Annotated in this window: 22 protein-coding genes; 15 read left to right on the forward strand and 7 right to left on the reverse strand. The window is 55.2% G+C overall.

What is annotated here, in order from left to right; genetic code table 11:
• Positions 1-67: 67 nt before the first annotated feature.
• The 3 genes from acnB (at position 68) to yacL (ending at position 4509) form a co-directional block, all read left to right on the forward strand.
• The gene (gene acnB / locus EH206_RS03750; RefSeq protein ID WP_136163858.1) at positions 68-2665 is read left to right on the forward strand and encodes a bifunctional aconitate hydratase 2/2-methylisocitrate dehydratase; all 2598 of its coding nucleotides are present in this window, start codon (positions 68-70) and stop codon (positions 2663-2665) included.
• A 303-nt stretch (positions 2666-2968) separates the two neighbouring features.
• Entirely contained in the window at positions 2969-4036 is a 1068-nt protein-coding gene (locus EH206_RS03755) for an alkene reductase (RefSeq protein WP_009111487.1), read from the forward strand.
• Positions 4037-4146: 110 nt separating this feature from the next.
• Complete coding sequence (yacL, locus tag EH206_RS03760; protein ID WP_009111488.1) at positions 4147-4509, forward strand: protein YacL; 363 nt, start codon at positions 4147-4149, stop codon at positions 4507-4509.
• Positions 4510-4548: 39 nt separating this feature from the next.
• On the opposite strand, the gene EH206_RS03765 is transcribed toward yacL, so the two are convergent.
• On the reverse strand, positions 4549-4929 hold the full coding sequence (locus tag EH206_RS03765; protein WP_040343647.1) for a helix-turn-helix domain-containing protein: 381 nt from the start codon (positions 4927-4929) through the stop codon (positions 4549-4551).
• A 4-nt stretch (positions 4930-4933) separates the two neighbouring features.
• Positions 4934-5236: a type II toxin-antitoxin system HigB family toxin gene (locus EH206_RS03770; RefSeq protein WP_009111490.1), complete on the reverse strand. Its 303-nt coding sequence runs from the start codon at positions 5234-5236 to the stop codon at positions 4934-4936.
• Positions 5237-5589: 353 nt separating this feature from the next.
• Between EH206_RS03770 and EH206_RS03775 the strand changes: the two genes are divergently transcribed.
• The 7 genes from EH206_RS03775 (at position 5590) to EH206_RS03805 (ending at position 14641) form a co-directional block, all read left to right on the forward strand.
• Positions 5590-6555, forward strand: a complete 966-nt coding sequence (locus tag EH206_RS03775; RefSeq protein ID WP_009111491.1) for a 2-keto-3-deoxygluconate permease — start codon at positions 5590-5592, stop codon at positions 6553-6555.
• Complete coding sequence (gene dtnK, locus EH206_RS03780; RefSeq protein WP_009111492.1) at positions 6552-7826, forward strand: D-threonate kinase; 1275 nt, start codon at positions 6552-6554, stop codon at positions 7824-7826. The genes EH206_RS03775 and dtnK overlap by 4 nt, the downstream gene beginning before the upstream one ends.
• Before the next feature lie 16 nt (positions 7827-7842).
• A complete protein-coding gene (locus EH206_RS03785) occupies positions 7843-8799 on the forward strand; it encodes a D-threonate 4-phosphate dehydrogenase (protein WP_040343648.1) in 957 nt (318 codons plus the stop codon).
• A gap of 46 nt (positions 8800-8845) precedes the next feature.
• The gene (locus EH206_RS03790) at positions 8846-9661 is read left to right on the forward strand and encodes a DeoR/GlpR family DNA-binding transcription regulator (protein WP_009111494.1); all 816 of its coding nucleotides are present in this window, start codon (positions 8846-8848) and stop codon (positions 9659-9661) included.
• Positions 9662-10013: 352 nt separating this feature from the next.
• The gene (locus tag EH206_RS03795; RefSeq protein ID WP_009111495.1) at positions 10014-10931 is read left to right on the forward strand and encodes a dihydrodipicolinate synthase family protein; all 918 of its coding nucleotides are present in this window, start codon (positions 10014-10016) and stop codon (positions 10929-10931) included.
• Positions 10932-11013: 82 nt separating this feature from the next.
• Positions 11014-12981, forward strand: coding sequence for a YjhG/YagF family D-xylonate dehydratase (locus EH206_RS03800; RefSeq protein ID WP_009111496.1), 1968 nt, complete (start codon positions 11014-11016; stop codon positions 12979-12981).
• Between the two features lie 313 nt (positions 12982-13294).
• Positions 13295-14641: a gluconate:H+ symporter gene (locus EH206_RS03805; protein ID WP_009111497.1), complete on the forward strand. Its 1347-nt coding sequence runs from the start codon at positions 13295-13297 to the stop codon at positions 14639-14641.
• A gap of 45 nt (positions 14642-14686) precedes the next feature.
• On the opposite strand, the gene EH206_RS03810 is transcribed toward EH206_RS03805, so the two are convergent.
• A complete protein-coding gene (locus EH206_RS03810) occupies positions 14687-15445 on the reverse strand; it encodes an IclR family transcriptional regulator (protein WP_009111498.1) in 759 nt (252 codons plus the stop codon).
• Positions 15446-15763: 318 nt separating this feature from the next.
• Positions 15764-16309, reverse strand: a complete 546-nt coding sequence (ssb1, locus tag EH206_RS03815) for a single-stranded DNA-binding protein SSB1 (RefSeq protein WP_009111499.1) — start codon at positions 16307-16309, stop codon at positions 15764-15766.
• A gap of 324 nt (positions 16310-16633) precedes the next feature.
• Between ssb1 and uvrA the strand changes: the two genes are divergently transcribed.
• The 4 genes from uvrA (at position 16634) to EH206_RS03835 (ending at position 23000) form a co-directional block, all read left to right on the forward strand.
• On the forward strand, positions 16634-19471 hold the full coding sequence (uvrA, locus tag EH206_RS03820; RefSeq protein WP_009111500.1) for an excinuclease ABC subunit UvrA: 2838 nt from the start codon (positions 16634-16636) through the stop codon (positions 19469-19471).
• A gap of 25 nt (positions 19472-19496) precedes the next feature.
• Complete coding sequence (locus tag EH206_RS03825; RefSeq protein WP_009111501.1) at positions 19497-19916, forward strand: secondary thiamine-phosphate synthase enzyme YjbQ; 420 nt, start codon at positions 19497-19499, stop codon at positions 19914-19916.
• A 445-nt stretch (positions 19917-20361) separates the two neighbouring features.
• Positions 20362-22035, forward strand: coding sequence for a methyl-accepting chemotaxis protein (locus tag EH206_RS03830; RefSeq protein WP_009111502.1), 1674 nt, complete (start codon positions 20362-20364; stop codon positions 22033-22035).
• A 533-nt stretch (positions 22036-22568) separates the two neighbouring features.
• Positions 22569-23000 carry a universal stress protein gene (locus EH206_RS03835; protein WP_009111503.1) on the forward strand — a complete coding sequence of 144 codons (432 nt, stop codon included), beginning with the start codon at positions 22569-22571 and terminating at the stop codon, positions 22998-23000.
• Between the two features lie 64 nt (positions 23001-23064).
• On the opposite strand, the gene EH206_RS03840 is transcribed toward EH206_RS03835, so the two are convergent.
• The 3 genes from EH206_RS03840 to EH206_RS03850 all read right to left on the reverse strand — a co-directional run bounded on the left by EH206_RS03840 (position 23065) and on the right by EH206_RS03850 (position 25690).
• Positions 23065-24258, reverse strand: a complete 1194-nt coding sequence (locus EH206_RS03840; RefSeq protein WP_009111504.1) for an amino acid aminotransferase — start codon at positions 24256-24258, stop codon at positions 23065-23067.
• An 81-nt stretch (positions 24259-24339) separates the two neighbouring features.
• On the reverse strand, positions 24340-24954 hold the full coding sequence (locus EH206_RS03845) for a YitT family protein (RefSeq protein ID WP_009111505.1): 615 nt from the start codon (positions 24952-24954) through the stop codon (positions 24340-24342).
• A 256-nt stretch (positions 24955-25210) separates the two neighbouring features.
• The gene (locus tag EH206_RS03850) at positions 25211-25690 is read right to left on the reverse strand and encodes an Lrp/AsnC family transcriptional regulator (RefSeq protein ID WP_009111506.1); all 480 of its coding nucleotides are present in this window, start codon (positions 25688-25690) and stop codon (positions 25211-25213) included.
• 185 nt (positions 25691-25875) lie between these two features.
• On the opposite strand from EH206_RS03850, the gene EH206_RS03855 reads away from it, so the two are divergent.
• The gene (locus EH206_RS03855) at positions 25876-26640 is read left to right on the forward strand and encodes a transporter substrate-binding domain-containing protein (protein WP_009111507.1); all 765 of its coding nucleotides are present in this window, start codon (positions 25876-25878) and stop codon (positions 26638-26640) included.
• Positions 26641-26719 lie beyond the last annotated feature (79 nt).

The following is a 26719-nucleotide window of genomic DNA, read 5'->3' on the forward strand; positions in this document are numbered from 1 at the left end:
CATGGACATTAGAAGCAGGCACAGGGGCACCGGGCATAATGAAGACAATGAGAGCGAGGAGAAAGTCGTGCTAGAAGAATATCGTAAGCACGTAGCCGAGCGGGCTGCACAGGGGATTGTTCCCAAGCCGTTAGACGCCACACAGATGGCGGCGCTGGTTGAGTCATTGAAACATCCGCCGGCTGGTGAAGAGCACGTTTTACTGGATCTACTGATTAACCGCGTTCCCCCTGGCGTTGATGAAGCCGCATACGTTAAAGCCGGCTTTCTGGCGGCCATTGCCAAAGGCGAGGCCTCTTCCCCGCTGATCGATCCTGACAAAGCCGTTGAGCTGCTGGGCACCATGCAGGGCGGTTATAATATTCACCCGTTGATTGATGCGCTGGACAATAAAGATCTGGCGTCGATCGCGGCAAAAGCGCTGTCTCACACGCTGTTGATGTTTGATAACTTTTATGACGTGGAAGAAAAGGCCAAAGCCGGTAATGTCCATGCCAAACAGGTTATTCAATCCTGGGCCGACGCCGAGTGGTTCCTCTCTCGTCCCGCGCTGGCGGAAAAAATTACCGTTACCGTATTCAAGGTGACCGGCGAAACCAACACCGATGACCTCTCTCCCGCGCCCGATGCCTGGTCGCGTCCGGATATTCCTCTGCATGCGCTGGCGATGCTGAAAAACGCCCGCGAAGGCATCGAACCCGATCAGCCCGGCGTGGTCGGGCCGATCAAACAGATTGAAGCGCTGAACAAGAAAGGCTTCCCGCTGGCCTATGTCGGCGATGTGGTCGGCACCGGCTCTTCCCGCAAGTCCGCCACCAACTCCGTGTTGTGGTTTATGGGCGACGACATTCCTCATGTGCCCAACAAGCGCGGCGGCGGGGTGGTGCTGGGCGGTAAAATCGCCCCTATCTTCTTCAATACCATGGAAGATGCCGGCGCGCTGCCGATTGAGGTGGACGTCAACGACCTGAACATGGGCGATGTGATTGATATCTATCCGTACGAGGGCGAGGTTCGTCGCCATGATAACGGCGATATATTGGCGACCTTTGCGCTGAAAACCGACGTGCTGCTGGATGAAGTGCGCGCCGGCGGCCGTATTCCGCTGATTATCGGCCGAGGGCTGACCTCAAAAGCGCGTGAATCGCTGGGGATGCCGCCGAGCTCTGTGTTCCGCATCGCCAAAGCCGTGGCCGACAGCGATAAAGGCTTCTCGCTGGCGCAGAAAATGGTGGGGCGCGCCTGCGGCGTTGCCGGTATTCGTCCGAATGAATATTGCGAACCGAAAATGACCTCGGTCGGCTCCCAGGACACCACCGGGCCGATGACCCGTGATGAGCTGAAGGATCTGGCCTGCCTCGGTTTCTCCGCCGATCTGGTGATGCAGTCATTCTGCCACACCGCCGCCTATCCGAAGCCGGTGGACGTCACCACCCATCATACGCTGCCGGATTTCATTATGAACCGCGGCGGGGTATCGCTGCGTCCGGGGGACGGGGTGATCCACTCCTGGCTCAACCGTATGCTGCTGCCGGATACCGTCGGCACCGGCGGCGATTCCCATACCCGTTTCCCCATCGGCATCTCCTTCCCGGCCGGTTCCGGGCTGGTGGCGTTTGCGGCGGCGACCGGCGTAATGCCGCTGGATATGCCGGAATCCGTGCTGGTGCGTTTTAAAGGCAAAATGCAGCCGGGCATCACCCTGCGCGACCTGGTGCATGCCATTCCGCTGTATGCGATTAAGCAAGGGCTGCTGACCGTCGAGAAGAAAGGCAAAAAGAATATTTTCTCCGGCCGTATTCTGGAAATCGAAGGGTTGCCGGATCTGAAGGTGGAGCAGGCGTTCGAACTGACCGACGCCTCGGCGGAGCGTTCCGCCGCCGGCTGTACCATCAAGCTGGATAAAGCGCCGATTATCGAGTATCTGAACTCCAATATCGTGCTGCTGAAATGGATGATCTCGGAGGGGTACGGCGATCGCCGTACGCTGGAGCGCCGTATTCAGGGGATGGAGAAATGGCTGGCCGATCCGCAACTGCTTGAATCCGACGCGGATGCCGAATACGCCGCAGTGATCGATATCGATCTGGCGGAAATTAAAGAGCCGATCCTCTGCGCGCCGAACGATCCGGATGACGCCCGCTGGCTGTCCGACGTGGCCGGCGAGAAGATCGACGAGGTGTTTATCGGTTCCTGTATGACCAATATCGGCCACTTCCGCGCCGCCGGTAAGCTGCTGGATAGTCACAAAGGCCAGTTGCCTACCCGCCTGTGGGTGGCGCCGCCGACCAAAATGGACGCCGCGCAGTTGACCGAAGAGGGATACTACAGCGTGTTCGGCAAGAGCGGGGCGCGTATCGAGATCCCCGGCTGTTCGCTGTGTATGGGCAATCAGGCGCGCGTGGCGGACGGGTCAACGGTGGTTTCCACCTCTACGCGTAACTTCCCGAACCGCTTGGGCACCGGCGCCAATGTTTATCTGGCTTCCGCGGAGTTGGCGGCGGTGGCTTCGCTGCTGGGCCGTCTGCCGACGCCTGGGGAATACCAGGCTTATATGGAGCAGGTGGATAAAACCGCGCTGGATACCTACCGCTATCTGAACTTCGACCGTCTGGATCACTATACCGATAAAGCGGACGGGGTGATTTTCCAGACGGCGGTGTAAACCACGGTAGTTTTTCTCTTCCCGGCCTCCCCTGACAAGGGGGAGGCCGGGAGGGGGTCATAGCACCAAACTCTATAATCAATAATCTCAGAGGCCGTCAGGCCTCTTTTTACTTTCCCCGCTGCGCCGAACGCTCCGCATATATAACCTTCCGTTACTGGGTTAGAGCCTAATCGTATGACGATCCCGCACGCAATGGCGTGCCTTCCCCGGCGTATTTGCTCATTATATGACGGGTTAACGCCGCGTATTATCGATAAGGTCTCTGATCACTCATCTGGGTTAAGCCGTAAGGAAAATGCCATGCCAAGTTTATTTGATCCGATCAAGATAGGCGCCATTCCATTATCCAATCGTATTGTTATGGCGCCGCTCACCCGTATGCATGCCTTCGAACAGCGTATTCCCAGCGCGTTGTCGCTGGAATACTACGTTCAGCGGGCCAGCGCCGGTCTGATTTTGACCGAAGCCACCGCGGTAACGCCGCAAGGGGTGGGCTACCCCAATACGCCGGGCATCTGGTCGGAAGAACAGATCGCAAGCTGGAAAAAGATTAATGACGCGGTGCATCAGGCCGGCGGAAAAGTGGTTATCCAGCTCTGGCACGTCGGGCGCATTTCCGATCCGCTTTATCTGGATGGCGAACTGCCGGTCGCGCCCAGCGCCATTGCGCCGGAAGGCCATGTGGCTACGATCCGTCCGTATAAGCCTTACGTGGTGCCGCGCGCGCTGGAAACGGAGGAAATAGCCGGACTGGTGGCGGATTTCCGTCAGGCGGCGGAAAATGCCAAACGCGCCGGTTTTGACGGGGTGGAAATCCATGCCGCCAACGGCTATCTGTTCGATCAGTTCCTGCACGACGGTTCCAATAAGCGGACGGATCAATACGGCGGCTCCATCGCCAACCGCGCCCGTTTTCTGCTGGAAACGGTGGACGCCATACTGGAGGTGTGGCCGGCGGAGCGGATAGGTGTGCATCTGAATACCATGTCCGACACCCATTCCGTACAGGATTCCAACCCGCAGGCGCTGTTCGGCTACGTGGCCGAACAGCTGAACGAGCGTCATCTGGCGTTTATCTTCGTGCGTGAGGCGCTGACGACGCCGGTGCGCATTCTTCCGTTGATCCGCCAACGTTTTAGCGGCACGCTGATTGCCAACGATGGGTTGACGCGCGAGTCCGCCGAGCGGCTGATTGCCGATGGCGAAGCGGATGCGGTGTCTTTCGGGCGGCTTTATATCGCCAATCCGGATCTGGTGGAGCGTTTCCGACTCAACGCGCCGTTAAACGCCCTGAATAGCGCCACCATCTACAGTGCCGACAGCACCGGGTATACCGACTACCCGACGCTGGATCAGGTCGACGGCTAAGCGTCGTCCCACCTCTTTAGCCGTCATGCTTGAAGTATGACGGGTATATCACTGTGGTATGGCAGGAGGACAGTTAAACTACGTTAAGCAATATCACTGAGGATGGCATCATGGACTATGAATTCTTGCGGGACGTTACCGGGCAGGTAATGGTACGAATGTCGATGGGACATGAGGCGGTCGGGCACTGGTTTAATGAAGAGGTCAAAGGGCAACTGGCGGTATTGGACGCCGTGGAAGAGGCCGCCCGCCGGGTGGCGGGAAGCGAACGGCAGTGGCGGAAAGTCGGCCACGAATATACGCTGCTGCTGGACGGCGAGGAAGTCATGATTCAGGCAAACCTGCTGGAATTCGTCGTCGATGAAATGGAAGAGGGCATGAGCTACTACGATGAAGAAAGCCTGTCGCTGTGCGGCCTGGAGGACTTTCTCGATCTGGTGGCGAAATACCGTGAGTTTGTGCGGCAGCGTTGAGCGGGCTCGTTGGCGGCGTCGGCCTCCGGGCAATGCTGTTTAGGCGGATGGCGTAACCCTCCCCGGTCTTATCAGGCTTTCGGCAGGAATATTGAACATGGTATGTAAATTCCAGATCATCGGCAGCGTCAGATTTCGCTTGCCGTTGAGTATTTCATAAACGCGATTTAAGCGACCGATAGCCGGCTGAAGATCTTTGGGCGTCAATCCCGATTGTTCCATACGAAATTTAATCGCTTCAATGGGGTCGGGGAGATCCACAGGAAAGTGTTTGGCCTCATAGGATTCAATAAGTGTTACCATCACATCAAAAAAATCTCCTTCTGGCGTGCCGGGTTCTGGTGGATTATCGAATAAAGGAGAGATTTGTCCAAGCGCGGTCTGATAGTCGCTGTCATTGCGGATAGGATAAATCGACATCATGTTATTCCCCTTCAATGGTATTGGCGTCAATGGCGTCATACTGCCGATGCGTACCGATAAATTTGATATACATGGCGCCGAAACGATAGGCGACAGACGCGATAAGACGATACTCGTTGCCTTTGATATTAAAAACCACCCGGCGGCTTTTCAAGATGCTGGCATGGCGAAACTGCGCTTTTAACTCATTTGGAGTAAGCCAATGGGCATTTCTGACTTCATCAACCCAGGCTTTAAGCGGCTGCTCCGCATCCGGATGCAATTCCCAGAACTCGCGTAATCTGCCGATAGCGATAATTTTCATGTGAACTCTTAGTCCCAATTTGGGATTGTAGCAGTAAAATCCCATTATGGCGAGAGCGTCTGGATGCGTCGATAGATAGCCTATTGCTGGTACTGTTTATGGGTATGGCTTCGCAAATTGCTCTGGGGAATGTGATATTTGCCGTCCAGCGGATAAGACAAGGCGCGAAACAGATGGGTGCCGAATGGGGAATCGCTTTGTGAGCTTAGCGTCTACACACCCTCCATTTTGAATTTATTTAATCAAATAATCATTCCTGTGATTTTTCATACTGGGATATGGCTCGCATTTGTTTTATTTTGATCTAATATAATCATATGTGATTTAATTAAATCATAAACGGCGGGGTAGCAATGAAAATTAAAGCGACGATAGAGAAAATCCCTGGGGGAATGATGGTGGTGCCGCTGGTGTTGGGCGCCTTGCTGAATACCTTTGCTCCTCAGGCACTGAACGTCGGGGGATTCACAACCGCGCTATTCAAAAATGGCGCCGCGCCGTTGATTGGCGCGTTCTTATTATGTATGGGCGCGGGGATCCATATCAAGGCGGCGCCTAAGGCGCTGTTGATAGGGGGCAGTATTACGCTGACCAAATTTATCGTGGCGGTGGCGCTGGGCTTTGGGGTCGAGCGGTTGTTCGGGGCGGAAGGTCTTTGGGGATTGTCTTCGGTCGCCATTATTGCCGCCATGAGCAATACCAACGGGGGATTATACGCCGCCTTGGCCGGTGAGTTTGGCGGCGAAGAGGAAGTGGGGGCGACGCCGTTGATGTCGCTCAGCGACGGACCGGTGCTAACCATGATCGCTCTGGGGGCGGCAGGTATGGCCAACATCCCGCTGATGTCGATTGTGGTGGTGTTGATCCCGATGCTGATAGGCATGCTGCTTGGCAATCTCGACGTACAGATGCGGGAATTTCTCACCAAAGGCGGTCCGCTGCTGATCCCGTTTTTCGCCTTCGCGCTGGGCGCGAATATCGATTTGAGCATGCTGATCAAGGGCGGTATAGCGGGCATTTTACTGGGCGCGCTGACCACGCTGGTTGGAGGATTTTTCAATATCAAGGTCGATCGTTTAGTGGGCGGGTCGGGCATCGCCGGCGCGGCGGCTTCCAGCACCGCGGGCAACGCGGTGGCGACGCCGATGGCGATCGCCCAGGCCGATCCGGCATTGGCCCAGGTGGTTGCGGTTGCCACACCGTTAGTCGCCACTTCGGTCATTGTCACTGCATTATTAACGCCGATGCTGACGTCATGGGTGGCGAAGCAAAACCGGCAGCGGAAAACCACGTCGGCGGATGGGGGGGACAATATATGAAAATGGTGGTGATAGCCGATGATTTTACCGGCGCGAACGATACCGGCGTACAGCTGGCTAAAAAAGGGGCGCGTACCGAAGTTGTGTTCGACGGACAGAGAAAAACGCCGGGCCGGGCCGAAGTGCTGGTGATTAATACCGAGAGTCGGGCATTAACCGCCCAACAGGCGGCGGACAAAGTCAGAGACGCTCTGCAGCCCTACTGTTCGGGAAGCAATGCGCCGCCGCTGATTTATAAAAAAATTGATTCAACGTTTCGCGGCAACGTCGGGGCGGAAATCGCTGCGGCGATGGCGGTCAGCGATGCGCAGATCGCCATCGTCGCCGCGGCCATTCCCGCCGCCGGGCGCGTCACCTTGCAGGGACAATGCGTGGTGCACGGCGTTCCGCTGGCGGAGACGGAGTTTGCCAGCGATCCCAAAACGCCGGTCGTCTCATCACATATTAAAACTCTGATTGGACTGCAAACGGAATATCCCATTCACGAACTGGATCTGTCGGAGGTTCGCTCCGGCAACCTGACGGCGGCGTTACAGAAACTGGGTCGTGAGGGACCGTGCATTGTGGTGGTTGATGCCGAGCATGACGGCGATCTGGTGCGACTGGCTCAGGCGATAACGCAAATCACCGTGCGGTTTTTATTGGTCGGCGCCGCCGGTTTGGCTAATGCGCTTCCTCCCACCTGTTATCTGAATAGCGAACAACGGCTGCCGGTGTTGGTCGTCGCCGGCTCAATGAGTGATGCGACGCGGCGGCAGATTGCCTTTGCCGCCGAGTCAAAATTGCTGGGCATCGTTGATGTCGACGTTGAAGAACTGCTTCAGGCGGATAGCCGGGATGCCCAGGACAGGGTTACGCGCCGCGCGGTGGCGTTGCTTCAGGCCCGCCAGCACTGCGTGCTGCGCACCAGTCGCCACGCCGACGCCCGCCGGATGATAGAGACGCTGTGCGAAAAGTATCAACTAAGCCGTCAGCAACTGGGAGACAGCATCAGCAATGCGTTGGGCGCCATTACGCTGGCCATCGTGAGTCAGTCGCAGATTGGCGGCTTGTTCCTTACCGGCGGCGATATCGCCATCGCCGTCGCCAGAGCGCTGGGCGCGGAAGGGTATCGTATCACCAGTGAAGTTGCCCCCTGTGTGCCATGTGGAACCTTTATTAACAGTGAGATAGACGATCTGCCGGTGATTACCAAAGCCGGCGGGTTTGGCGGAGAGTCAACGCTCCAGGACGCGCTTTATTTTATTGAGGAGATGTACCGTGGCAAATAATACGATTGCGGTCACCATGGGCGATCCGGCGGGTATCGGGCCGGAGATTATTATTAATGCCTTGTCTGACGGAGAATTGTCGGGGGCGCCGGCGGTGGTGGTGGGCTGTCTGCAAACGTTACGTCGTGTTCAGGCGTTAGGGGTTACGGCCAATGTTGAACTGAAGCCCATTCAACGGGTTTCGCAGGCAAGTTTCGCTCCCGGCGTCATCAACGTTATAGATGAACCCCTGGAACAGCCTGACGCGCTGATTCCGGGAAAAGTGCAGGCCCAGGCGGGCGATCTGGCCTACCGCTGTATCAAGCGGGCGACCGAATTGGCGATGGCGCAGGAGGTACACGCCATCGCTACCGCGCCGCTGAATAAAGAAGCGCTCCATTCGGCCGGACATATTTATCCGGGGCATACGGAATTGCTGGCGAAACTTACCCACAGCCGCGATTACGCCATGGTGCTGTATACGGATAAGCTGAAAGTTATCCATGTCTCGACGCACATCGCGCTGCGTAAGTTTCTCGACACCCTGAGTAGGGAACGCGTCGAAACGGTGATCGCCATGGCGGATACTTTTCTCAAGCGGGTCGGCTTTACCCATCCGCGCATCGCCGTGGCCGGGGTAAATCCGCACGCCGGGGAGAATGGTCTGTTTGGCGATGAGGAAATAAATATCGTCAGCCCGGCGATTGAGGCGATGAAGGCCAAAGGGATTGAGGTGTCCGGCCCCTGTCCGCCGGATACCGTCTACCTACAGGCGTATGAAGGGCAATACGATATGGTGGTGGCGATGTATCACGATCAAGGGCATATCCCTCTGAAGCTGCTGGGCTTTTATGACGGGGTCAATATTACCGCCGGACTCCCTTTTATTCGTACCTCTGCCGATCATGGCACGGCGTTTGATATTGCCTGGACAGGAAAAGCGAAGTCTGAGAGCATGGCGATCTCAATCCGGTTAGCCATGCAGCTCGCGTAATCCGGGGATGATTTTCAACGGCTAATAAGGCGGTTTGATTCAATAAATGGATAGCGTCGTGGGGCAAACATTGAGTGATGCTTTCCGCGTGAGCGGAAATAATGCGAAAGGACGAAGCCGTCTTGACCAGATTATGGATTATCTGAAAAGCCATAATCTGGTGACGGTGGATGAACTGGTTGCCGTCATTGATGCTTCCCCGGCGACCATTCGCCGCGATCTGATCAAACTGGATAAACAGGGCGTTATCAGCCGCACTCACGGCGGCGTCACCCTTAACCGCTTTATTCCCGCCCAGCCGACCACCAACGAAAAGCTTCAGCGCAACTTGCTGGAAAAACAGGCCATCGCTCGCTACGCCGCGACGCTGGTGCAACCCGGCAGCTCGGTGGTGCTGGATGCGGGCACCACCACGCTGGAGCTGGCGCGCAACCTGACCCATCTGCCGCTGCGGGTGATCACCGCCGATTTGCAAATCGCGCTGTTTCTGTCGGAATTCAAACAGATTGAAGTCACCATTATCGGCGGGCGGATTGATGACAGCAGCCAGTCGTGTATCGGCGAGCACGGGCGGCGTTTATTACGCAGCATTTACCCGGATATCGCGTTTATCAGCTGCAACTCGTGGAGCCTGGAAAAAGGCATCACCACGCCGACGGAAGAAAAGGCCGGCGTGAAGCAGGATCTCCTGCTCAACGCCAGCCGCCGGGTGTTACTGGCGGACAGCAGTAAATACGGCGCCTATTCACTATTTTGCATCACGCCCTTATCCGACCTGTCGGATATCGTCACCGACGGCGGATTGCCGCCGGAAGTACAGGCGCAACTCAAGGCGCAGCCGTTTAATCTGACGCTGGTGTGAGACCGGGTATCCGGTCCGCTACCGCCTCTCATACCGCGTCCATTACGGCGGCGTAATGCTATTCCGCTCCCGCGACGTTCCCCCTCATAAACGATCTCTATCCATGCGGGATTTGATCTACTGACGTTGATTTTGTGATCCACAAACCATTTCTAAGCTATGTCGCAAACCGGCTATTTACTCGCCATAAACGGCGGTGCTAGCATGCTTGTTATGAAATATAGAACATAGTTTTATAATGTAAAACAAATATCGGCGGGTTTGCTGTCGCGGCAACAAGCGTTGTTAGCAACGAATAGCGCTGCAACAGGTGCCTTCCTCTCTTGGTGGTTGATGTTGTAAGGAGACGTTAATGGGGTTTTCGACAAAATTTTCCGGGATTATTCCCCCGGTATCTTCGATCTTCGCCGCCAATGGCGCGCTGGATGAAGCCGGCATGCGGCGCGTGATCGATTATCTGATCGCCGCCGGAGTGGATGGCTTGTTTTTTCTCGGCACCGGCGGCGAGTTTTCGCAAATGTCGGCGACGGAGCGGATGAGCTTGACGGAAACGGTTATTCGCCTGGCGGATGGCCGTGTCCCGGTACTGATTGGGGTGGGCAGCACCAATACGCGGGAAGCGGTGGGGCTAAGCCGCCATGCGCAATTGTCGGGGGCGGATGCGGTCGTCGCCATCAACCCCTATTACTGGCAAATCACCGAAGATAATCTGTTCGGCTACTACGGCGCCATTGCGCAGGCGGTAACGCTGCCGGTGATTTTGTATAACTTTCCGAAACTGACCGGGCAGGACCTCTACCCGGAACTGGTGAAACGCCTTGCGGATGCGCATGCCAATATCGTGGGTATTAAAGACACTATCGACTCGGTTGCCCATCTGCGCGACATGATCGCCACCGTGAAGCCCGCCCATCCCGATTTCAGCGTGTTCTGCGGGTTCGATGACCATTTGCTGAATACGCTGCTGCTGGGAGGGGACGGGGCGATTTCCGCCAGCGCCAACTTTGCTCCGGCCCTGTCTGTCGACCTGTATCGGTCGGTATGCGATGGCGATTTGGCGCAGGCGGTCGCTCTGCATAAGACCATCCTGCAATTGCCGAGGCTCTATCAGATCGACAGCCCATTCGTAAATGTGGTGAAAGAGGCGATGCGGTTGACGGGGTTGGATATTTCGACTGTCTGCCTGCCGCCCACTCAGCCTTTGAACGAGAAACAGAAAGCACAGGTCAGGCAAACGCTGATCGACGCCAATATCTTGCCGCAGGAATAGCTCAGGCTACGGATAGCGCTGGTTACCGCTGTGACCCAAGGGAAACGGCGCCTATTCATTCTAATCAATAAGTGAAGAAGCCATGTCTATTAATACTATTTTTAATCAAGACAATGCGCAGGTCTATGACATTTATACGCACGCCGCGGGGCCGCAGGGGGCGCTGCCGCTGACGCCGGAAATGCTGATAGATTCGCCGAGCGGCCATATTTTCGGCCTGACGCTCAATGCCGGTATGGGTTGGGATCCGAACAAGTTATTGGGTAGCGAGGTATTGATTCTCGGCACCCAGGGCGGTATCCGAGATGCGGACGGCACGCCGGTGGCGCTGGGCTACCATACCGGCCACTGGGAAATCGGTCTGCAAATGCGCGCCGCCGCCGAGGAGATCGCGCTGCATCGCGGCGTGCCGTTTGCCGGCTATATCAGCGACCCGTGCGATGGGCGCTCTCAGGGAACCACCGGGATGTTTGATTCCCTGCCGTACCGCAATGATGCGGCGATGGTTTTTCGTCGTCTGATTCGTTCTCTTCCCACCCGTAAGGCGGTGATTGGCGTCGCGACCTGCGATAAAGGGTTGCCGGCGATGATGATTGCGCTGGCGTCGATGCACGATCTGCCGACGATCATCGTTCCCGGCGGCGCCACGCTGCCGCCGACGCACGGCGAGGACGCGGGCAAAGTACAGACGATCGGCGCGCGCTTCGCCAATCACGACCTGACGCTGGAAGAAGCCGCGATGCTCGGCTGCCGGGCCTGTGCTTCACCCGGCGGCGGATGCCAGTTTCTCGGCACGGCGGGAACGTCGCAGGTGGTGGCCGAAGGGTTGGGATTGGCGTTGCCGCATTCCGCGCTGGCGCCTTCAGGGCAGGAAGTCTGGCTGGAGATTGCCCGTCAGTCGGCGCGTGCGGCGCTGACGCTGGAGCGCAAGGGGCTGACGACGCGCGATATTCTGACCGACAAGGCGATTGAGAACGCGATGACGGTACATGCCGCTTTTGGCGGTTCAACCAATCTGCTGCTGCATATTCCGGCCATTGCCCATGCCGCGGGATGCCGCCTCCCCGACGTCGAACAGTGGACCGCCGTCAATCGCCGGGTTCCGCGTTTGGTCAGCGTGTTGCCTAACGGTCCGGTTTATCACCCGACGGTACGCGCGTTTCTGGCGGGCGGCGTGCCCGAAGTGATGCTGCACCTGCGCGCGTTGGGGCTGCTGCATGAAGACGTGCTGACCGTGACCGGCGAAACCCTGGGCGACAACCTGGCATGGTGGGAAAACTCGCAGAGGCGGAAAATATTCCGCGAGCGTTTGCAACAGCTGGACGGTATTCACCCGGATGAAGTGCTGATGAGTCCGGCGCAGGCGCGCGCCCGAGGTCTGACATCAACCATTACCTTTCCCGTGGGCAATATCGCCCCTGAAGGATCGGTGATTAAATCGACGGCGATAGACGACTCGGTGGTGGGAGAGGGCGGGGTTTACCGGCATACCGGTAAAGCCAGCGTCTTTGTTTCGGAAGAACTGGCGATTAAAGCGATTAAACAGGGCGATGTGCACAAAGGCGACATAATGGTGATTATCGGCGGCGGGCCGTCGGGAACCGGGATGGAAGAGACGTATCAGGTTACCTCGGCGCTGAAACATTTACCTTACGGCAAATATGTCTCGCTGATTACCGATGCCCGCTTTTCCGGGGTGTCAACCGGAGCCTGCGTCGGGCACGTCGGGCCTGAAGCCCTGGCCGGCGGGCCGATTGGCAAACTGCGCGACGGCGATATGATTGAAATTATCGTCGATCGCCGGAAACTGGCGGGATCGATTAATTTTATCGGCAGTGAGCAACAGCCGCTGACGCCGGATGAAGCGGCCGAGGTGCTGGCGAAGCGTGAAGCCCATCCTGATTTGCGTCCTCATCCTGAATTGCCCGATGACACCCGTTTATGGGCGGCGCTACAGGGAGCCAGCGGCGGAACCTGGAAAGGCTGTATCTACGATATCGATAAAATTATTGAAGTATTGCAAGCCGGAGTGAAGGCATTAAATAAATAATGCCGCAAAGATAATAATATAATTATTCAACTGGAAATAACGTGATGCCGTGTATTACCGTCTTGTTTAATTAAGCAAGCGGTAATATGCCGTCGGGTCGGTTTTATATTTAATCGCCGACGCGTTTTATATGATGTCTGTCATATTGCAAACTGCCGATATGTTGGCTGCCTGTCTGCGCCTTGAAATCAATCGGATATAGTGGTGAGAAATGAGTTTTATTTCAGGATGAGTAGGTCTGATTGTCAGGGAAAACTATAAATAATAGAAATCTATCTTGCCTTTAATAATATAAAAACCCGGAGTTACTGATATGCCATTATTTATTGTCTGTATCGGGATCTTTTTCCTGCTTATTTTAATCATGAAGTTAAAATTAAACACCTTTGTTTCCCTGCTTATCGTCGCCTTTGGCGTGGCGCTGGCGCTGGGCATCCCGCTCAACGGCGTAGTCAAGTCCATCGAGAAAGGGCTGGGAGGCACATTAGGCCATATTGCGCTTATTTTCGGCGTGGGCGCCATGCTGGGACGGTTAATCGCCGATGCCGGCGGCGCGCACCGCATCGCGGTGACGCTGATTAATCGGTTTGGCGAACGCCATATTCAATGGGCCGTGGTGATTGCTTCGTTTATTGTCGGGATTGCGTTGTTTTTTGAAGTGGGATTGGTATTGCTGATCCCGATTCTCTTTACCATGTCACGGCAATTAAACGTTTCCATTCTGCACCTGGGCATTCCGATGATTTCCGCGTTGCTGGTTACTCACGGATTTCTGCCGCCGCATCCTGGTCCGACGATGATTGCGGGGGAATATGGCGCGGATATCGGTACGGTATTATTTTACGGCATTATCGTCGGTGCGCCGACGGTGGTTATTTGCGGTCCGCTATTCAATAAAGTGGCGAAATTGATTGTTCCGGAAGGCTTCAGCAAAGTCGGGAATATTGATTCTCTCGGCATGCAGAAAACCTTTCAACTGGAAGACACCCCGGGATTCGGCATCAGCATATTTACCGCCATGCTGCCGGTCATATTGATGTCGATTGCGACGCTGGTGTCGATGGTGCAGCAGCAAATCGGCGTGCCCGATAGCCTGTTTACCGACATTATCAAATTCCTGGGCGACGCATCGGTCGCCATGATTATCTCTTTGCTGTTCGCCATCTATTCCATGGGGCTGAGCCGGGATATCGCGGTGAAAGATCTGATGTCTTCATGCAGCTCCGCTGCTGCCGGTATCGGAATGATGTTGCTGATTATCGGCGGCGGCGGCGCGTTCAAGCAGGTGCTGATCGATGGCGGCGTGGGTAGCTATGTCGCCGAACTGTTTTCCGGCACCTCGGCTTCCCCCATTCTGCTTGCCTGGGGCGTGGCGGCTATTTTGCGCGTTTCGCTCGGCTCCGCCACCGTCGCGGCCATTTCCACCGCCGGGCTGGTGATACCGACGCTGGCGCAAAGTCACGCCAATCTGGCGCTGGTAACGCTGGCCACCGGGGCGGGCAGCGCAATCGCTTCTCACGTCAATGATGCGGGCTTCTGGATGATAAAAGAGTATTTCGGATTGACGATGAAAGAGACCTTTGCGACCTGGACGCTATTGTCGACGCTGGTCTCAGTCTTTGGCCTGGCCTTTATCCTGCTGCTTAATATGGTGATTTGACGGGCTTGCTCTGGTATGGCTTGCCGCCATGTCGGAGCGGCAATTTCAACCTTCGTAGCCAAGGCGTCGGGATAGCTCTTTGGACGCGGCTTTCAGCAACACGATGTAGTCGTTGAATTCCGCGTCGGAAACGCGATTGGTCAGCGTCGACATACTGATTGCCGCGATGGCGCGACGGGCATGATTCCAGATAGGCACCGAAATACATCTCACGCCCTGTTCATTTTCCTGGTTATCCAGCGCATAGCCATTCTGGCGTACGAATTCCAGCGCTTGCAGATAGGTTTTCCGATCGACGATGGTATTGGGGGTACGCTGGGTAAATTCATAGTCCTGCAACAGCGCGTCGATCTCATTTTGCGGGTTGAACGCCAACAGCACCTTACCAATCGCCGTGGCGTGAACGGGTAAACGCCGGCCAATGCGCGAAAAGGTAATCACGGCCAGTTTCCCTTCGACTTTATCGATATACACCCCCTCTTTGCCGTCCAGAATGGCAAGGTGCGTGGTCTGGCCGGTTTGCGACGCCAAATCCAGCAGGTAGCTGCGCGCCTTTTCGCGAATATCAATGGAGTTCACCACCAGATTACCGCGTTCTACCAGCTTCATCCCTAATCGATATTTGCCGTTTTCACGGTTCTGATCGATATAACCCGCTACCTGCAACGTTTTCAGCAGGGAGTGCAGGGTACTTTTATGTAGACCCATTTGCGTGCTGATATCGGTAATTTTGATTTCAACATTATATTCGTCAAAAAGGTCCAGAATACGTAAAGCGCGTTCCACCGACTGGATGATTGGCATAGGAAAACCAACTGCTTATGAGGGGTAGGGTGAATTTTCGCATGGTACTACGTCGGTCAGGGTAAATCAATTTGCCGCGTTTGATCGTATAAGGGCGCGCCCCGCGGATTTCCTTGCCCGCGGGGCGGCCAGAGCAGGCTATTTCATGCCGGCGGCGATGGCGTCGACGTTATGTTTCCAACTCGAAGTCGATATTGCCGCTATCCAGGCGTCAGTACTAAAAGATACCTGGGTAGCGTCGCTTTTAAGCTTATTAAACTAATAAAGCCCCGAATTTCGGGGCTTTATTGATATGACGAAAAATATTTTAATGCCGGATCAAAACGGAATATCGTCGTCAAAGTCCATCGGCGGTTCGTTGCCTGCCGCCGGGGCGTTGTTCTGCGCCGGGCGCGGTTGCTGCGCTGGCGCGGCGCCGCCGCTGAACTGATTGCCGCCCTGCGGCTGCTGCGGCTGGCCCCAGCCGCCGGATTGCTGCCCGCCCGCGCCGCCGCCGGCCGGTGCGCCGCCGCCTTGACGGCCGCCCAGCATTTGCATGGTGCCGCCGATGTTGACCACCACTTCGGTGGTGTATTTGTCTACGCCGGACTGATCGGTCCATTTACGGGTTTGCAGCGAACCTTCGATATAAACCTGAGAACCTTTACGCAGGTATTCGCCCGCGACTTCAGCCAGTTTGCCGAACAGCACCACGCGGTGCCATTCGGTTTTCTCTTTCTGCTCGCCGGTTTGCTTGTCACGCCAGCTTTCCGACGTGGCCAGCGTGATGTTGGCAACCGCACCGCCATTCGGCATATAGCGAACTTCCGGGTCCTGCCCCAGATTTCCGACAAGAATCACTTTATTAACGCCTCTGCTGGCCATGCTCGTGTCTCCTGATGAATCACTTGATTTATCTTAAGTCTAAACCATCGATTTTAGCATGATACGAATTTCTATCATACCTGCGAAATAGCTTCAGCAATGAAAGTGCTGATTGCAGCGGTTGCATAAAAAATGCCCCAACAACTGGATATCCATTCAGCCTTTTTGGTGGTAGGCTATCCCGGTTCGGTGCCTTTATCGGCTGTTTCCGTCAACGCTAAAAACGCGCCTGGCGTTTTTTTTGTGCCATAATTGCATGTTTCGTACCGGTTGTCTCCGTCCGCGAGATAATGCAAAACCGTATTTATTCCGGGAAGTGTGTGAATGGATAAGATTGAAGTTCGTGGTGCCCGTACTCATAATCTCAAGAATATCAACCTGATAATCCCTCGCGACAAGCTGATAGTCATCACCGGATTATCGGGTTCAGGCAAGTCATCGCTGGCGTTTGATACGTTATATGCCGAAGGGCAGCGACGTTACGTTGAATCTCTCTCCGCCTATGCGCGCCAGTTTTTGTCGCTGATGGAGAAACCGGACGTCGATCATATCGAAGGGTTGTCGCCCGCCATTTCCATTGAGCAGAAATCGACCTCCCATAACCCGCGCTCCACCGTCGGCACCATTACCGAAATTCACGATTACCTGCGCCTGCTGTTTGCCCGCGTCGGCGAGCCGCGCTGTCCGGAGCATGACGTTCCGCTGGACGCGCAAACCGTCAGTCAGATGGTGGATAACGTGCTGTCTCAGCCGGAGGGCAAGCGGCTGATGCTGCTGGCGCCGGTGGTGAAAGATCGCAAGGGCGAGCACAGCAAAACGCTGGAAAATCTGGCGACGCAGGGTTACATCCGGGCGCGTATCGACGGCGAAGTGTGCGATCTGTCCGATCCGCCGAAGCTGGAATTGCAGAAAAAGCACACCATCGAAGTCGTCGTCGATCGCTTTAAAGTGCGCGACGATCTGGCGCAACGCCTGGCGGAGTCGTTTGAAACCGCGCTGGAATTGTCCGGCGGCAGCGCGGTGGCGGCCGATATGGACGACCCGACGGCGCCCGAACTGCTGTTCTCTGCTAATTTCGCCTGTCCGGTGTGCGGTTACAGCATGCATGAGCTGGAACCGCGCATGTTTTCATTCAATAACCCGGCGGGCGCCTGCCCCAGCTGCGATGGCCTGGGGGTACAGCAGTTTTTCGATCCGGCCCGGGTAATTCAGAACGCCGAGCTGTCGCTGGCGGGCGGGGCGATCCGCGGCTGGGATCGGCGTAACTTCTATTATTTCCAGATGCTGCGCTCGCTGGCGGAGCACTACAAGTTTGATGTCGATGCGCCGTTCGACAGCCTGGGCGAATCAGTCCAGAAGCTGATCCTGTACGGTTCAGGCAAGGAAAACGTCGAGTTTAAATATATCAATGACCGGGGGGATACCTCGGTGCGCCGTCACCCGTTTGAAGGGGTGCTGCATAATATGGAGCGCCGTTATAAAGAGACGGAGTCCAGCGCGGTGCGCGAAGAACTGGCGAAATTTATCAGCAATCGCCCTTGCGCCAGCTGCGGCGGTACGCGTCTGCGCGAAGAGGCGCGCCATGTGTTCGTTGAGCAGACCACGCTGCCGGAAATTTCCGATATGAGCATCGGCCATGCGATGAGCTTCTTTCAGAATATGCAGCTCAGCGGACAGCGGGCCAAAATCGCCGAGAAAGTGCTGAAGGAAATCGGCGATCGGCTGAAATTCCTGGTCAACGTGGGGCTGAATTACCTGTCGCTGTCGCGCTCGGCGGAAACCCTCTCCGGCGGTGAGGCGCAGCGTATCCGTCTGGCGAGTCAGATCGGCGCCGGGCTGGTCGGGGTGATGTACGTGCTGGACGAACCGTCCATCGGCCTGCATCAGCGCGATAATGAACGCCTGCTGGAAACGCTGATTCACCTGCGCAATCTGGGCAATACCGTGATTGTGGTTGAGCATGACGAAGACGCGATTCGCGCCGCCGACCATGTGATTGATATCGGCCCCGGCGCGGGCGTGCACGGCGGCGAGATAGTCGCGGAAGGGACGATGCAGCAGATTATGGCGGTGCCTGAATCGCTCACCGGCCAGTTCCTCAGCGGAAAACGCAAGATTGAGGTGCCGCAACGGCGCGTGCCCGCCGACCCGACCAAAGTGCTGAAGTTGATCGGCGCGAAGGGCAACAATCTGAAAGACGTGACGCTGACGCTGCCGGTGGGGCTGTTTACCTGCATCACCGGGGTGTCCGGCTCGGGTAAATCCACGCTGATTAACGACACCTTATTCCCGCTGGCGCAGCGTCAGCTTAACGGCGCCACGCTGGCCGAACCGGCGGCCTACCGCGACATTCAGGGGCTGGAGCATTTCGATAAAGTCATCGACATCGACCAAAGCCCGATCGGTCGTACGCCGCGCTCCAATCCGGCGACCTATACCGGTATTTTTACCCCGATTCGCGAACTGTTCGCCGGCGTGCCGGAATCGCGCACCCGCGGCTATAACCCCGGCCGCTTTAGTTTTAACGTCCGCGGCGGGCGTTGCGAAGCCTGTCAGGGGGATGGGGTCATCAAAGTCGAAATGCATTTCCTGCCGGATATCTACGTGCCGTGCGACCAGTGCAAAGGCAAACGTTACAACCGCGAAACGCTGGAAATCAGGTACAAAGGCAAGGGCATCCATGAAGTGCTGGATATGACCATCGAAGAAGCCCGCGAGTTCTTTGATGCCATCCCGGCGCTGGCGCGCAAGCTGCAAACCCTGATTGACGTCGGCCTGTCGTATATCCGTCTGGGGCAATCCGCCACCACCCTGTCCGGCGGCGAGGCGCAGCGCGTCAAGCTGGCGCGCGAGCTGTCGAAACGCGGCACCGGGCAGACGCTGTATATCCTGGATGAACCGACCACCGGTCTGCACTTCGCCGATATTCAGCAATTGCTGGCGGTGCTGCATCAGCTGCGCGATCAGGGCAATACCATCGTGGTCATCGAGCATAATCTGGATGTGATTAAAACCGCGGACTGGATTGTCGACCTGGGGCCGGAGGGCGGCAGCGGCGGGGGGGAAATTCTGGTATCCGGCACGCCGGAAACGGTCGCCGACTGCGAACAGTCGCATACGGCGCGTTTCCTGAAACCGATGTTGGCGCGTCAACCTGCGTAACCTTCACCGCTAAGCTGAGGTAGCTATGTGGATACAATATGAAATTCGTCTGACGCCGAAAGCCAGAGGCTTTCATCTGATTACCGATGAAGTGCTGGCGCAGGTAAAAGCGCTGCGGCAAATCAAGGTCGGTCTGCTGCATATTTTTATCAAACATACCTCGGCGGCCCTGACGATAAATGAAAATGCCGATCCTACCGTGCGGCAGGATTTTGAACGTTTTTTCAATCGTCTGGTGCCGGAAGATGAGCCCTATTATCAGCATGTTGATGAGGGCAGTGACGATATGCCCGCGCATCTAAAGGGCAGTCTGTTAGGGAGCAGCCTGATGCTTCCCATTAGCGACGGGCGTCTTAACGTGGGCACCTGGCAGGGGATTTATTTATGTGAACATCGCAATCACGGCGGTAGTCGCCGCTTGGTTGTGACGCTGCAAGGGGAATAATGGGCGGCCGGGATAGGGCAAACCGCCGGGAACGAAATCTCTTTTAAGTCGCGGGGCGCCGGGCTTTTTCTCTGCGGCGATTTTTTTTAACCGTTTTTTTGACCATGAAAATAATAAAGATATAGATAATCAGGCCGATAATGACCATCAGCGCAGTGAGAGTGACTAACGCGGATGGATGTGAAGAAGGATAATGATGGCTGCTGTCGGCTGGATCTTATCCCGGCGTTGGTTTCTTACATAGAATCTTGGGCGAAGCCGTTGTTCGGGCGATAAGCATTATTTTCCGAATGGCGGCGGTAGTAATGTTGTCAGTGTTGCTGTTGTTGCATTTTTTGATGTTATTTATGGTGACTACCTCCTTCATAATTTCCTATCCTGTTGATCTCCCTCACTTGTCGTTCTCTGTCGTGTTTTGGCTTTTTATTTGAAGTAAGGGGAGAGTATGCGTTTATCTGACTGGAAAATCGGCACCCGTTTGGTGGCCTGGTTTATCTTTCTCGTCGCCATGATTTGCCTTATTAGTCTGGTCTCGCTGTCGCGGTTATCTTATTTTCACGATGATGCCCGCGGAATAGTTGAAGATGTCTATCCGCAGACGGTGGATGCCAACCGGTTGATCGATGATGTGAATGCCGCGGTATTGGCGTTTCAGAAACTGCTACTGGTGCAAAGCGAGGATAAAGTCAAACAGGTACGTGATGAAATCACCAACGTATCGGGTAATATCAGCAAGTTAATGGAGAAAATAACGGCCGGCGCGAACGATGCGGAATCGCAGAAAATTATGCGCGATATTCACCAATATCGGACGGAATTTCTGAATTCGGGGCAAAAAATCATCAGCCTGACTTTGGCGGGAGAGCAGGATGCGGCCGTCGCCGAGTTTAATGCCAACACGGATATTATCCAGAGCAAATATCGAAGCGCCATCACCCGGCTGATTGATTATCAGGATAACGCCATGGATGTCACGATTAATGAGATGTCTCACTCCTATAATGTCAGCCGCTGGATTCTGCTGGGTATTCTGTTCGGCTGTATTGTGGTCGGCAGCATGATTGCCGTGGCGATGACGCGCAGCATCACGTCGCCGATTAATCAGGCATTGCAGGTGGCTAACCGCGTGGCGCAGGGAGACCTGATGTCAACGATTGAGTCGCGGGGCAAAGATGAAACCAGCCAACTGCTACAGGCGCTGGAGCATATGAATGTCAGTCTGCGGCAGATCGTCGGTCAGGTGCGTGAAGGGGCGGAATCCATCACCACCGCCTCTTCCCAGATTGCCGCCGGCAACCAGGATCTGTCTGCGCGCACGGAAGAGCAGGCCAGCTCGCTGGAACAAACCGCGTCCTCCATGGAAGAGTTGACGTCGACCATTAAAAATACCGCCGACAACACCCGGCAGGCCACGGAGATTGCCAATAAAGCCTCTGATTCGGCGAAGCGCAGCAGCGAAGTGATGGTTTCCGTTACGCAAAAAATGCGCGGGATTCGTGATTCTTCCCAGCGGATGGCGGAAATTATCAGCGTCATCGACGGCATTGCCTTTCAGACCAATATTCTGGCATTGAATGCCGCCGTGGAAGCCGCCCGGGCCGGTGAACAAGGGCGCGGTTTCGCCGTGGTGGCGGGTGAAGTCCGTTCTCTGGCGCAGCGTAGCGCCGCGGCGGCAAAGGAAATTAAAGAACTGATTGATGACTCCGTCGGAAAAATCCATGAAGGAATGCAGTTGGTGGATAACGCCGAAGAAAATATCAGCGGCCTGACGACCAACGTTCAGGACGTAAACGATATCATCAGCGAAATCGCTCAGGCCAGCCATGAGCAAAGCGACGGCATCAACCAGATTAATATTGCGGTAGGACAGATCGATAGCACCACCCAGCAGAACGCGGCCCTGGTCGAAGAGTCGGCCTCGGCGGCCCTTTCGCTACAGTCCCAGGCGTCCATACTGGCGGAGTCGGTGCGTACGTTTAAGCTGGATGATGCGGGTGCATTTACGCGGGTCGCTGAGCCTGCCAACTTTTCGCAAACCACTACGTTGCCAGCGGCCGGCAAGTTAGCGCCGGCAGCGAACAAAACGGCGGATAGTTCACAGGACTGGACCTCGTTCTAATCCTGATCGAAGCCATTCTCCGCATGAGGATGGCTTCACTATTTTTCGGCCAAATCACGCTATTAAAAACGGACAAAGTTTCACTGCAAAGGCGATACTTTGCCTTAGTGTTATCTGCCTGTACGGCAGTGAACAATTTTACTCCACTGGCTCTGGTTCGTCATCATTTCTAAGCTGCCTGTACGGCAGTGAACGACTCAATCCTGGGCCGCAGAATTCTCCGATTTTTCTAAGCTGCCGTACAGGCAGCTCAGAAAGGTCACAGATGAAATTGATTGCTTTAATGCGTGTTCACTGCCGTACAGGCAGCTCAGAAAGATATAGAAGATGATCAACCAACCCGCCTTGGGTTCACTGCCGCACAGGCAGCCCAAAAAAGTCAGCAGCGTTGCCGGGTTTCTCTGGCGATAGCGGTTTCCTTGCGCGAAACAACGCGCGAGATTACTGCCCCGCCGGGAGCGGTTTTTTTGTCTATTGCTTTCTATCGGGAGTAAAGTTGCACTATTAGCATTAATTTTCGTCAGGAGGGCAGGATGTATCGGTCAGTTTTATTACCGGTGGATGTCAGTGAGCCGGAGTTAACGGAAAAATCGTTGCAGCAGGCCAGGTTCCTGGTGGAAAAAACGTCGGCCAGCCTGCGGCTGCTGTATGTGATATCCACGGTGCCGGACTATATTCTGAACCGGTTTAATCCGCAAACGCATCAGTTTGAAGACACGCTGGCAACGGATATCAAGCAACAGCTGAAAGCTATCGCCGATAAGCTGGCGCAGCCGGAGGAGCGGCTTTCAATCAGCGTTCGTATGGGATCGATTTATGATGAAATTCTGAAAGAGGCCGAGGAGGTCAGCGCCGACCTGATTGTCATTGGTTCGCGGCGACCGAGTGTGACCACTTATCTGCTGGGTTCCAACGCTTCCGCTATTGCGCGCTACGCTAAAACCTCCGTGCTGGTGGTGCGCTAGTCAGCTATCTCCGTTCTGTTATCGGGCGGGGATAAGAGCCACCGGACGGTGGCTCCCCGGTCGCTTATTGAATGGCGGCGAAAGCCGCGGCGACGCGCTGAACGTTGCCGTGGTTCAGACCCGCGATGCACATACGGCCGCTGGCGATCAGATAGACGCCGAATTCTTCGCGCAGGCGATCGACCTGTGCCGGGCTGAAGCCGGTATAGCTGAACATGCCGCGCTGGGTCAGCAGATAGTCAAAATTACGCTGCGGCAACGCCTCTTTCAGCGCCGCGACCAGCGTCTGGCGCATTGCCAGAATACGCGTGCGCATCTCTTCCACTTCGGCCTGCCAACCGGCATTCAGCGCCGTGTCGTTCAATACCAAGGATACCACCTGGGCGCCAAAATTCGGCGGTGACGAATAGTTGCGGCGTACGGTGGCTTTTAGCTGGCCCAGCACACGCAGCGCGGTTTCCTCATTTTCGCACACCACCGAAAGGCCGCCGACGCGCTCGCCGTATAGTGAGAATATTTTCGAGAACGAGTTGGCGATCAGCGCCGGAATACCCGCGCCGGCAACGGCGCGAATCGCATAGGCGTCTTGCGCGATGCCGGCGCCGAAGCCCTGATAGGCGATGTCCATAAACGGGATCAGTTCGCGGCTTATCAACACCTCGATAACGCGATCCCATTGCTCGTTGGTCAGGTCGGAACCGGTCGGGTTATGGCAGCACGGATGCAGCAGCACGATGCTGTGTGCCGGCAGCTGTTGCAGGGCGGCGAGCATCGCGTCGAATTTTACCCCCAGCCTGTCGGCGTCAAAGTAAGGGTAGGTATGCACCTTAAAACCCGCTCCGGCGAAAATGGCGATGTGGTTTTCCCAGGTCGGATCGCTGACCCACACTTCCGAGTGCGGAAAGTAGCGTTTCAGAAAGTCGGCGCCGACTTTCAGCGCGCCCGAACCGCCGAGGGTCTGAATGGTGGCAATGCGCTTGGCGGTCAGCGCCGGATGATTTTTGTCAAACAGCAGGTGCTGAATGGCGGTACGGTAAGACTGCAACCCTTCCATCGGCAAGTAGGAGTTTGCCTGCTTGGGTAATTGTTGCAGTTCATCTTGCGCGGCGCTGACGGAACGAAGCTGCGGAATAATGTTCTGTTCGTTGTAGTAAAGCCCGATACTCAAATTCACCTTGTCCGCGCGCGGATCCTGTTTGAATTTTTCCATCAGCGACAGGATGGGATCGCCGGCGTAGGCATCAACGTTTTGAAACACGGTGTAACTCTCCTGGAAATAATTTATGGGCATCGGGTAACGCGGCTGTCTGAGGTCATCGTCTTTGCATGAATCAGGCAGTCAGACCGCGTAGCGGCCGGGGCGGTGGTTCATCGCAATAATCAGGTTCAGAATGGTCGCGCCCAGTATTGAGGCAATCAGCATAGGTATGCTTACCACGAACAGGGAAGCCAGTACAATCACAACGTCGACACCCATTTGCAATTTACCTGCCCGTATCCCGTATTTATCCTGTAAATAGAGGGCCAGTATATTCACGCCGCCCAGACTGGTTTTATGCCGGAACAGAACAATAAACCCCAGCCCCATAATGATGTTGCCAAATACTGCGGCATAAAACGGATTGAGATGATCAAAATGGACAAACAGCGGATGGAGACTGGAAAACGCGGAAACCAGCGCCACGGCACAGAAGGTTTTTACGGTGAATTTCCACCCCATACGGCGAATGGACAGATAATAAAAAGGCAGATTTATCAAGAAGAACGCCACGCCAAAGGAGACCTGCGTCAGGTAATGCAACAGAAAGGCCAGGCCCGCCGTGCCGCCCGTCAACGCGCCGGCCTGGCGTAGCAAAATAACGCCAAAAGAAACCATCAGCGTACCAATGATTATCGCCAGAACATCTTCCAGCAGCGTATGTGATAATTTTTCGGTAGCGATCACGTTATCCATAGAACTCTTCATCTTCAACGTACCGTCAATAAACACCTGTCTATTAACTAGCAAAAATCGCACCAGATAAAGGGAAAACGGTGCGGGATTGGGCAGGGTAAAGCAGCAATAAGGGCAACTTATTGAATTGCAAGTATGATGTTTTGCACAAGTAACGCATTAATCATCTTTTTTACGAATGAATTATGCGAATTTAACGTTTAGCATGCAATATTTAATTATCTCCTTGCGCCAACCAGAAGCGCGTTGCCCCATATCAGGGCAACAGCGGCATGTCAGGCGCCATCAAGCCATTTTCTTTGAGTCGGTTGAGCACCACGGACGTTTTCAGGTGCGCCACGCTTTTATTCTGTGACAGGATCTGGCTAATCAACGTACTGAGTCCTGGCAGGTCGGCAACCGCTACTTTTAGCAGATAATCCGCATCACCGGTCGTTTTATAGGCGTCGATAATGGCGTCGACTTCCCCCAGCATCTGGTGGAATTTTTCGACGTATTCCGCGGTGTGGTTAATCAGTCTGACTTCGATCAACCCCAGACACTCCAGCCCTACGGCGTTGGGCGATAGGCGGGCATGGTAGCCGAGAATCAGCTGTGCTTGTTCCAGTGCAATACGACGTCGGGAGCATTGTGAAGCTGAAAGCCCGACCAGATCGCTTAACTCCTGATTGGTCAGACGACCATTGGCCTGCAATAGCGTCAGTATTTTCAGATCAAAGTCATCAATGTTGTACATGGTTCTCTCTACGCGGCGCGGGAAAATAATCTCCCAGACTACCAGTTTTTTACCCCGCGTTGTCTATGGGTTTTTTATCGCCGGCGTCCCGGTAGCGGTGGAAATCCGCCGCGCTGTCGGCGCATCTTATTTGTGTATACTGCTGCTTTTGCCAACCGTCTATTTTTACTTATGGGGAAAACGTAATGATCAAATGGTGTCCGCTGGCTTTGCTGTTAATCGCTGAAGGCGTAAGCGCGCAGTCTCATCTGGATAAGGTTCAGCAACAGGGCGTGCTGAGCGTGTGCACCACAGGAGACTACAAGCCCTATACCTATCGACACGCCGACGGGCGCTACGAGGGAATTGATATCTCGATGGCCGAGTCGCTGGCGCAAAGCCTGGGCGTGAAGGTTAACTGGGTGAACACCACCTGGAAAACGCTGATGCCTGATTTCCAGTCTGGAAAATGCGATATTGCCATGGGCGGGATTTCCGTCACGCTGGAACGGCAGAAAAAAGTGTTCTTTACCAACACGTTGGATGTGGATGGCAAAATCCCGCTGGCGCGTTGTGAAAATAAAGACAAATACCAGACGATTGAGCAGCTTAATCAGCCGTCGGTACGCCTGATTGAACCGGCGGGCGGCACCAATGAAGCCTTCGCGCATAAATATCTGCCTCAGGCGACGCTGATATTGCATGACAACGTGACCATCTTCCAGCAACTGGTGGATAAGAAAGCGGATGTGATGGTGACGGAAGCGTCGGAAGCGTTGTTTCAGCAGAAACATTACCCGAAACTGTGCGCGATTAACCCGGATAAACCGTTACAGTATGGGGAAAAGGCCTATATGCTGCCGCGGGAGGATATCAGTTGGAAATTGTATGTCGATCAGTGGCTGCACCTGACGAAAGCCACCGGGCAGTATCAGAAAATCGTTGGTCAATGGCTGGCTGTCGGGCAGTGATAGCAAGAAGATCCCCGCCTGTGCGGGGATGACCGTAAAAGTGAAGGGGTTGTCTTCGAATTTAAGCGCCTTGATGGCG

The organism is Brenneria nigrifluens DSM 30175 = ATCC 13028 (assembly GCF_005484965.1).
Classification (GTDB): Bacteria; Pseudomonadota; Gammaproteobacteria; order Enterobacterales; family Enterobacteriaceae; genus Brenneria; species Brenneria nigrifluens.

Coding starts and splice junctions, on each gene's coding strand:
- EH206_RS03795 (WP_009111495.1), top strand. CDS start 10,014: ATGGGGTTTTCGACAAAATTTTCCGGGATTATTCCCCCGGTATCTTCG.
- EH206_RS03765 (WP_040343647.1), bottom strand. CDS start 4,929: ATGTCGATTTATCCTATCCGCAATGACAGCGACTATCAGACCGCGCTT.
- yacL (WP_009111488.1), top strand. CDS start 4,147: ATGGACTATGAATTCTTGCGGGACGTTACCGGGCAGGTAATGGTACGA.
- EH206_RS03805 (WP_009111497.1), top strand. CDS start 13,295: ATGCCATTATTTATTGTCTGTATCGGGATCTTTTTCCTGCTTATTTTA.
- EH206_RS03800 (WP_009111496.1), top strand. CDS start 11,014: ATGTCTATTAATACTATTTTTAATCAAGACAATGCGCAGGTCTATGAC.
- EH206_RS03830 (WP_009111502.1), top strand. CDS start 20,362: ATGCGTTTATCTGACTGGAAAATCGGCACCCGTTTGGTGGCCTGGTTT.
- EH206_RS03835 (WP_009111503.1), top strand. CDS start 22,569: ATGTATCGGTCAGTTTTATTACCGGTGGATGTCAGTGAGCCGGAGTTA.
- EH206_RS03775 (WP_009111491.1), top strand. CDS start 5,590: ATGAAAATTAAAGCGACGATAGAGAAAATCCCTGGGGGAATGATGGTG.
- uvrA (WP_009111500.1), top strand. CDS start 16,634: ATGGATAAGATTGAAGTTCGTGGTGCCCGTACTCATAATCTCAAGAAT.
- EH206_RS03755 (WP_009111487.1), top strand. CDS start 2,969: ATGCCAAGTTTATTTGATCCGATCAAGATAGGCGCCATTCCATTATCC.
- EH206_RS03810 (WP_009111498.1), bottom strand. CDS start 15,445: ATGCCAATCATCCAGTCGGTGGAACGCGCTTTACGTATTCTGGACCTT.
- dtnK (WP_009111492.1), top strand. CDS start 6,552: ATGAAAATGGTGGTGATAGCCGATGATTTTACCGGCGCGAACGATACC.
- EH206_RS03790 (WP_009111494.1), top strand. CDS start 8,846: ATGGATAGCGTCGTGGGGCAAACATTGAGTGATGCTTTCCGCGTGAGC.
- EH206_RS03855 (WP_009111507.1), top strand. CDS start 25,876: ATGATCAAATGGTGTCCGCTGGCTTTGCTGTTAATCGCTGAAGGCGTA.
- ssb1 (WP_009111499.1), bottom strand. CDS start 16,309: ATGGCCAGCAGAGGCGTTAATAAAGTGATTCTTGTCGGAAATCTGGGG.
- EH206_RS03850 (WP_009111506.1), bottom strand. CDS start 25,690: ATGTACAACATTGATGACTTTGATCTGAAAATACTGACGCTATTGCAG.
- EH206_RS03770 (WP_009111490.1), bottom strand. CDS start 5,236: ATGAAAATTATCGCTATCGGCAGATTACGCGAGTTCTGGGAATTGCAT.
- EH206_RS03825 (WP_009111501.1), top strand. CDS start 19,497: ATGTGGATACAATATGAAATTCGTCTGACGCCGAAAGCCAGAGGCTTT.
- EH206_RS03785 (WP_040343648.1), top strand. CDS start 7,843: ATGGGCGATCCGGCGGGTATCGGGCCGGAGATTATTATTAATGCCTTG.
- EH206_RS03845 (WP_009111505.1), bottom strand. CDS start 24,954: ATGGATAACGTGATCGCTACCGAAAAATTATCACATACGCTGCTGGAA.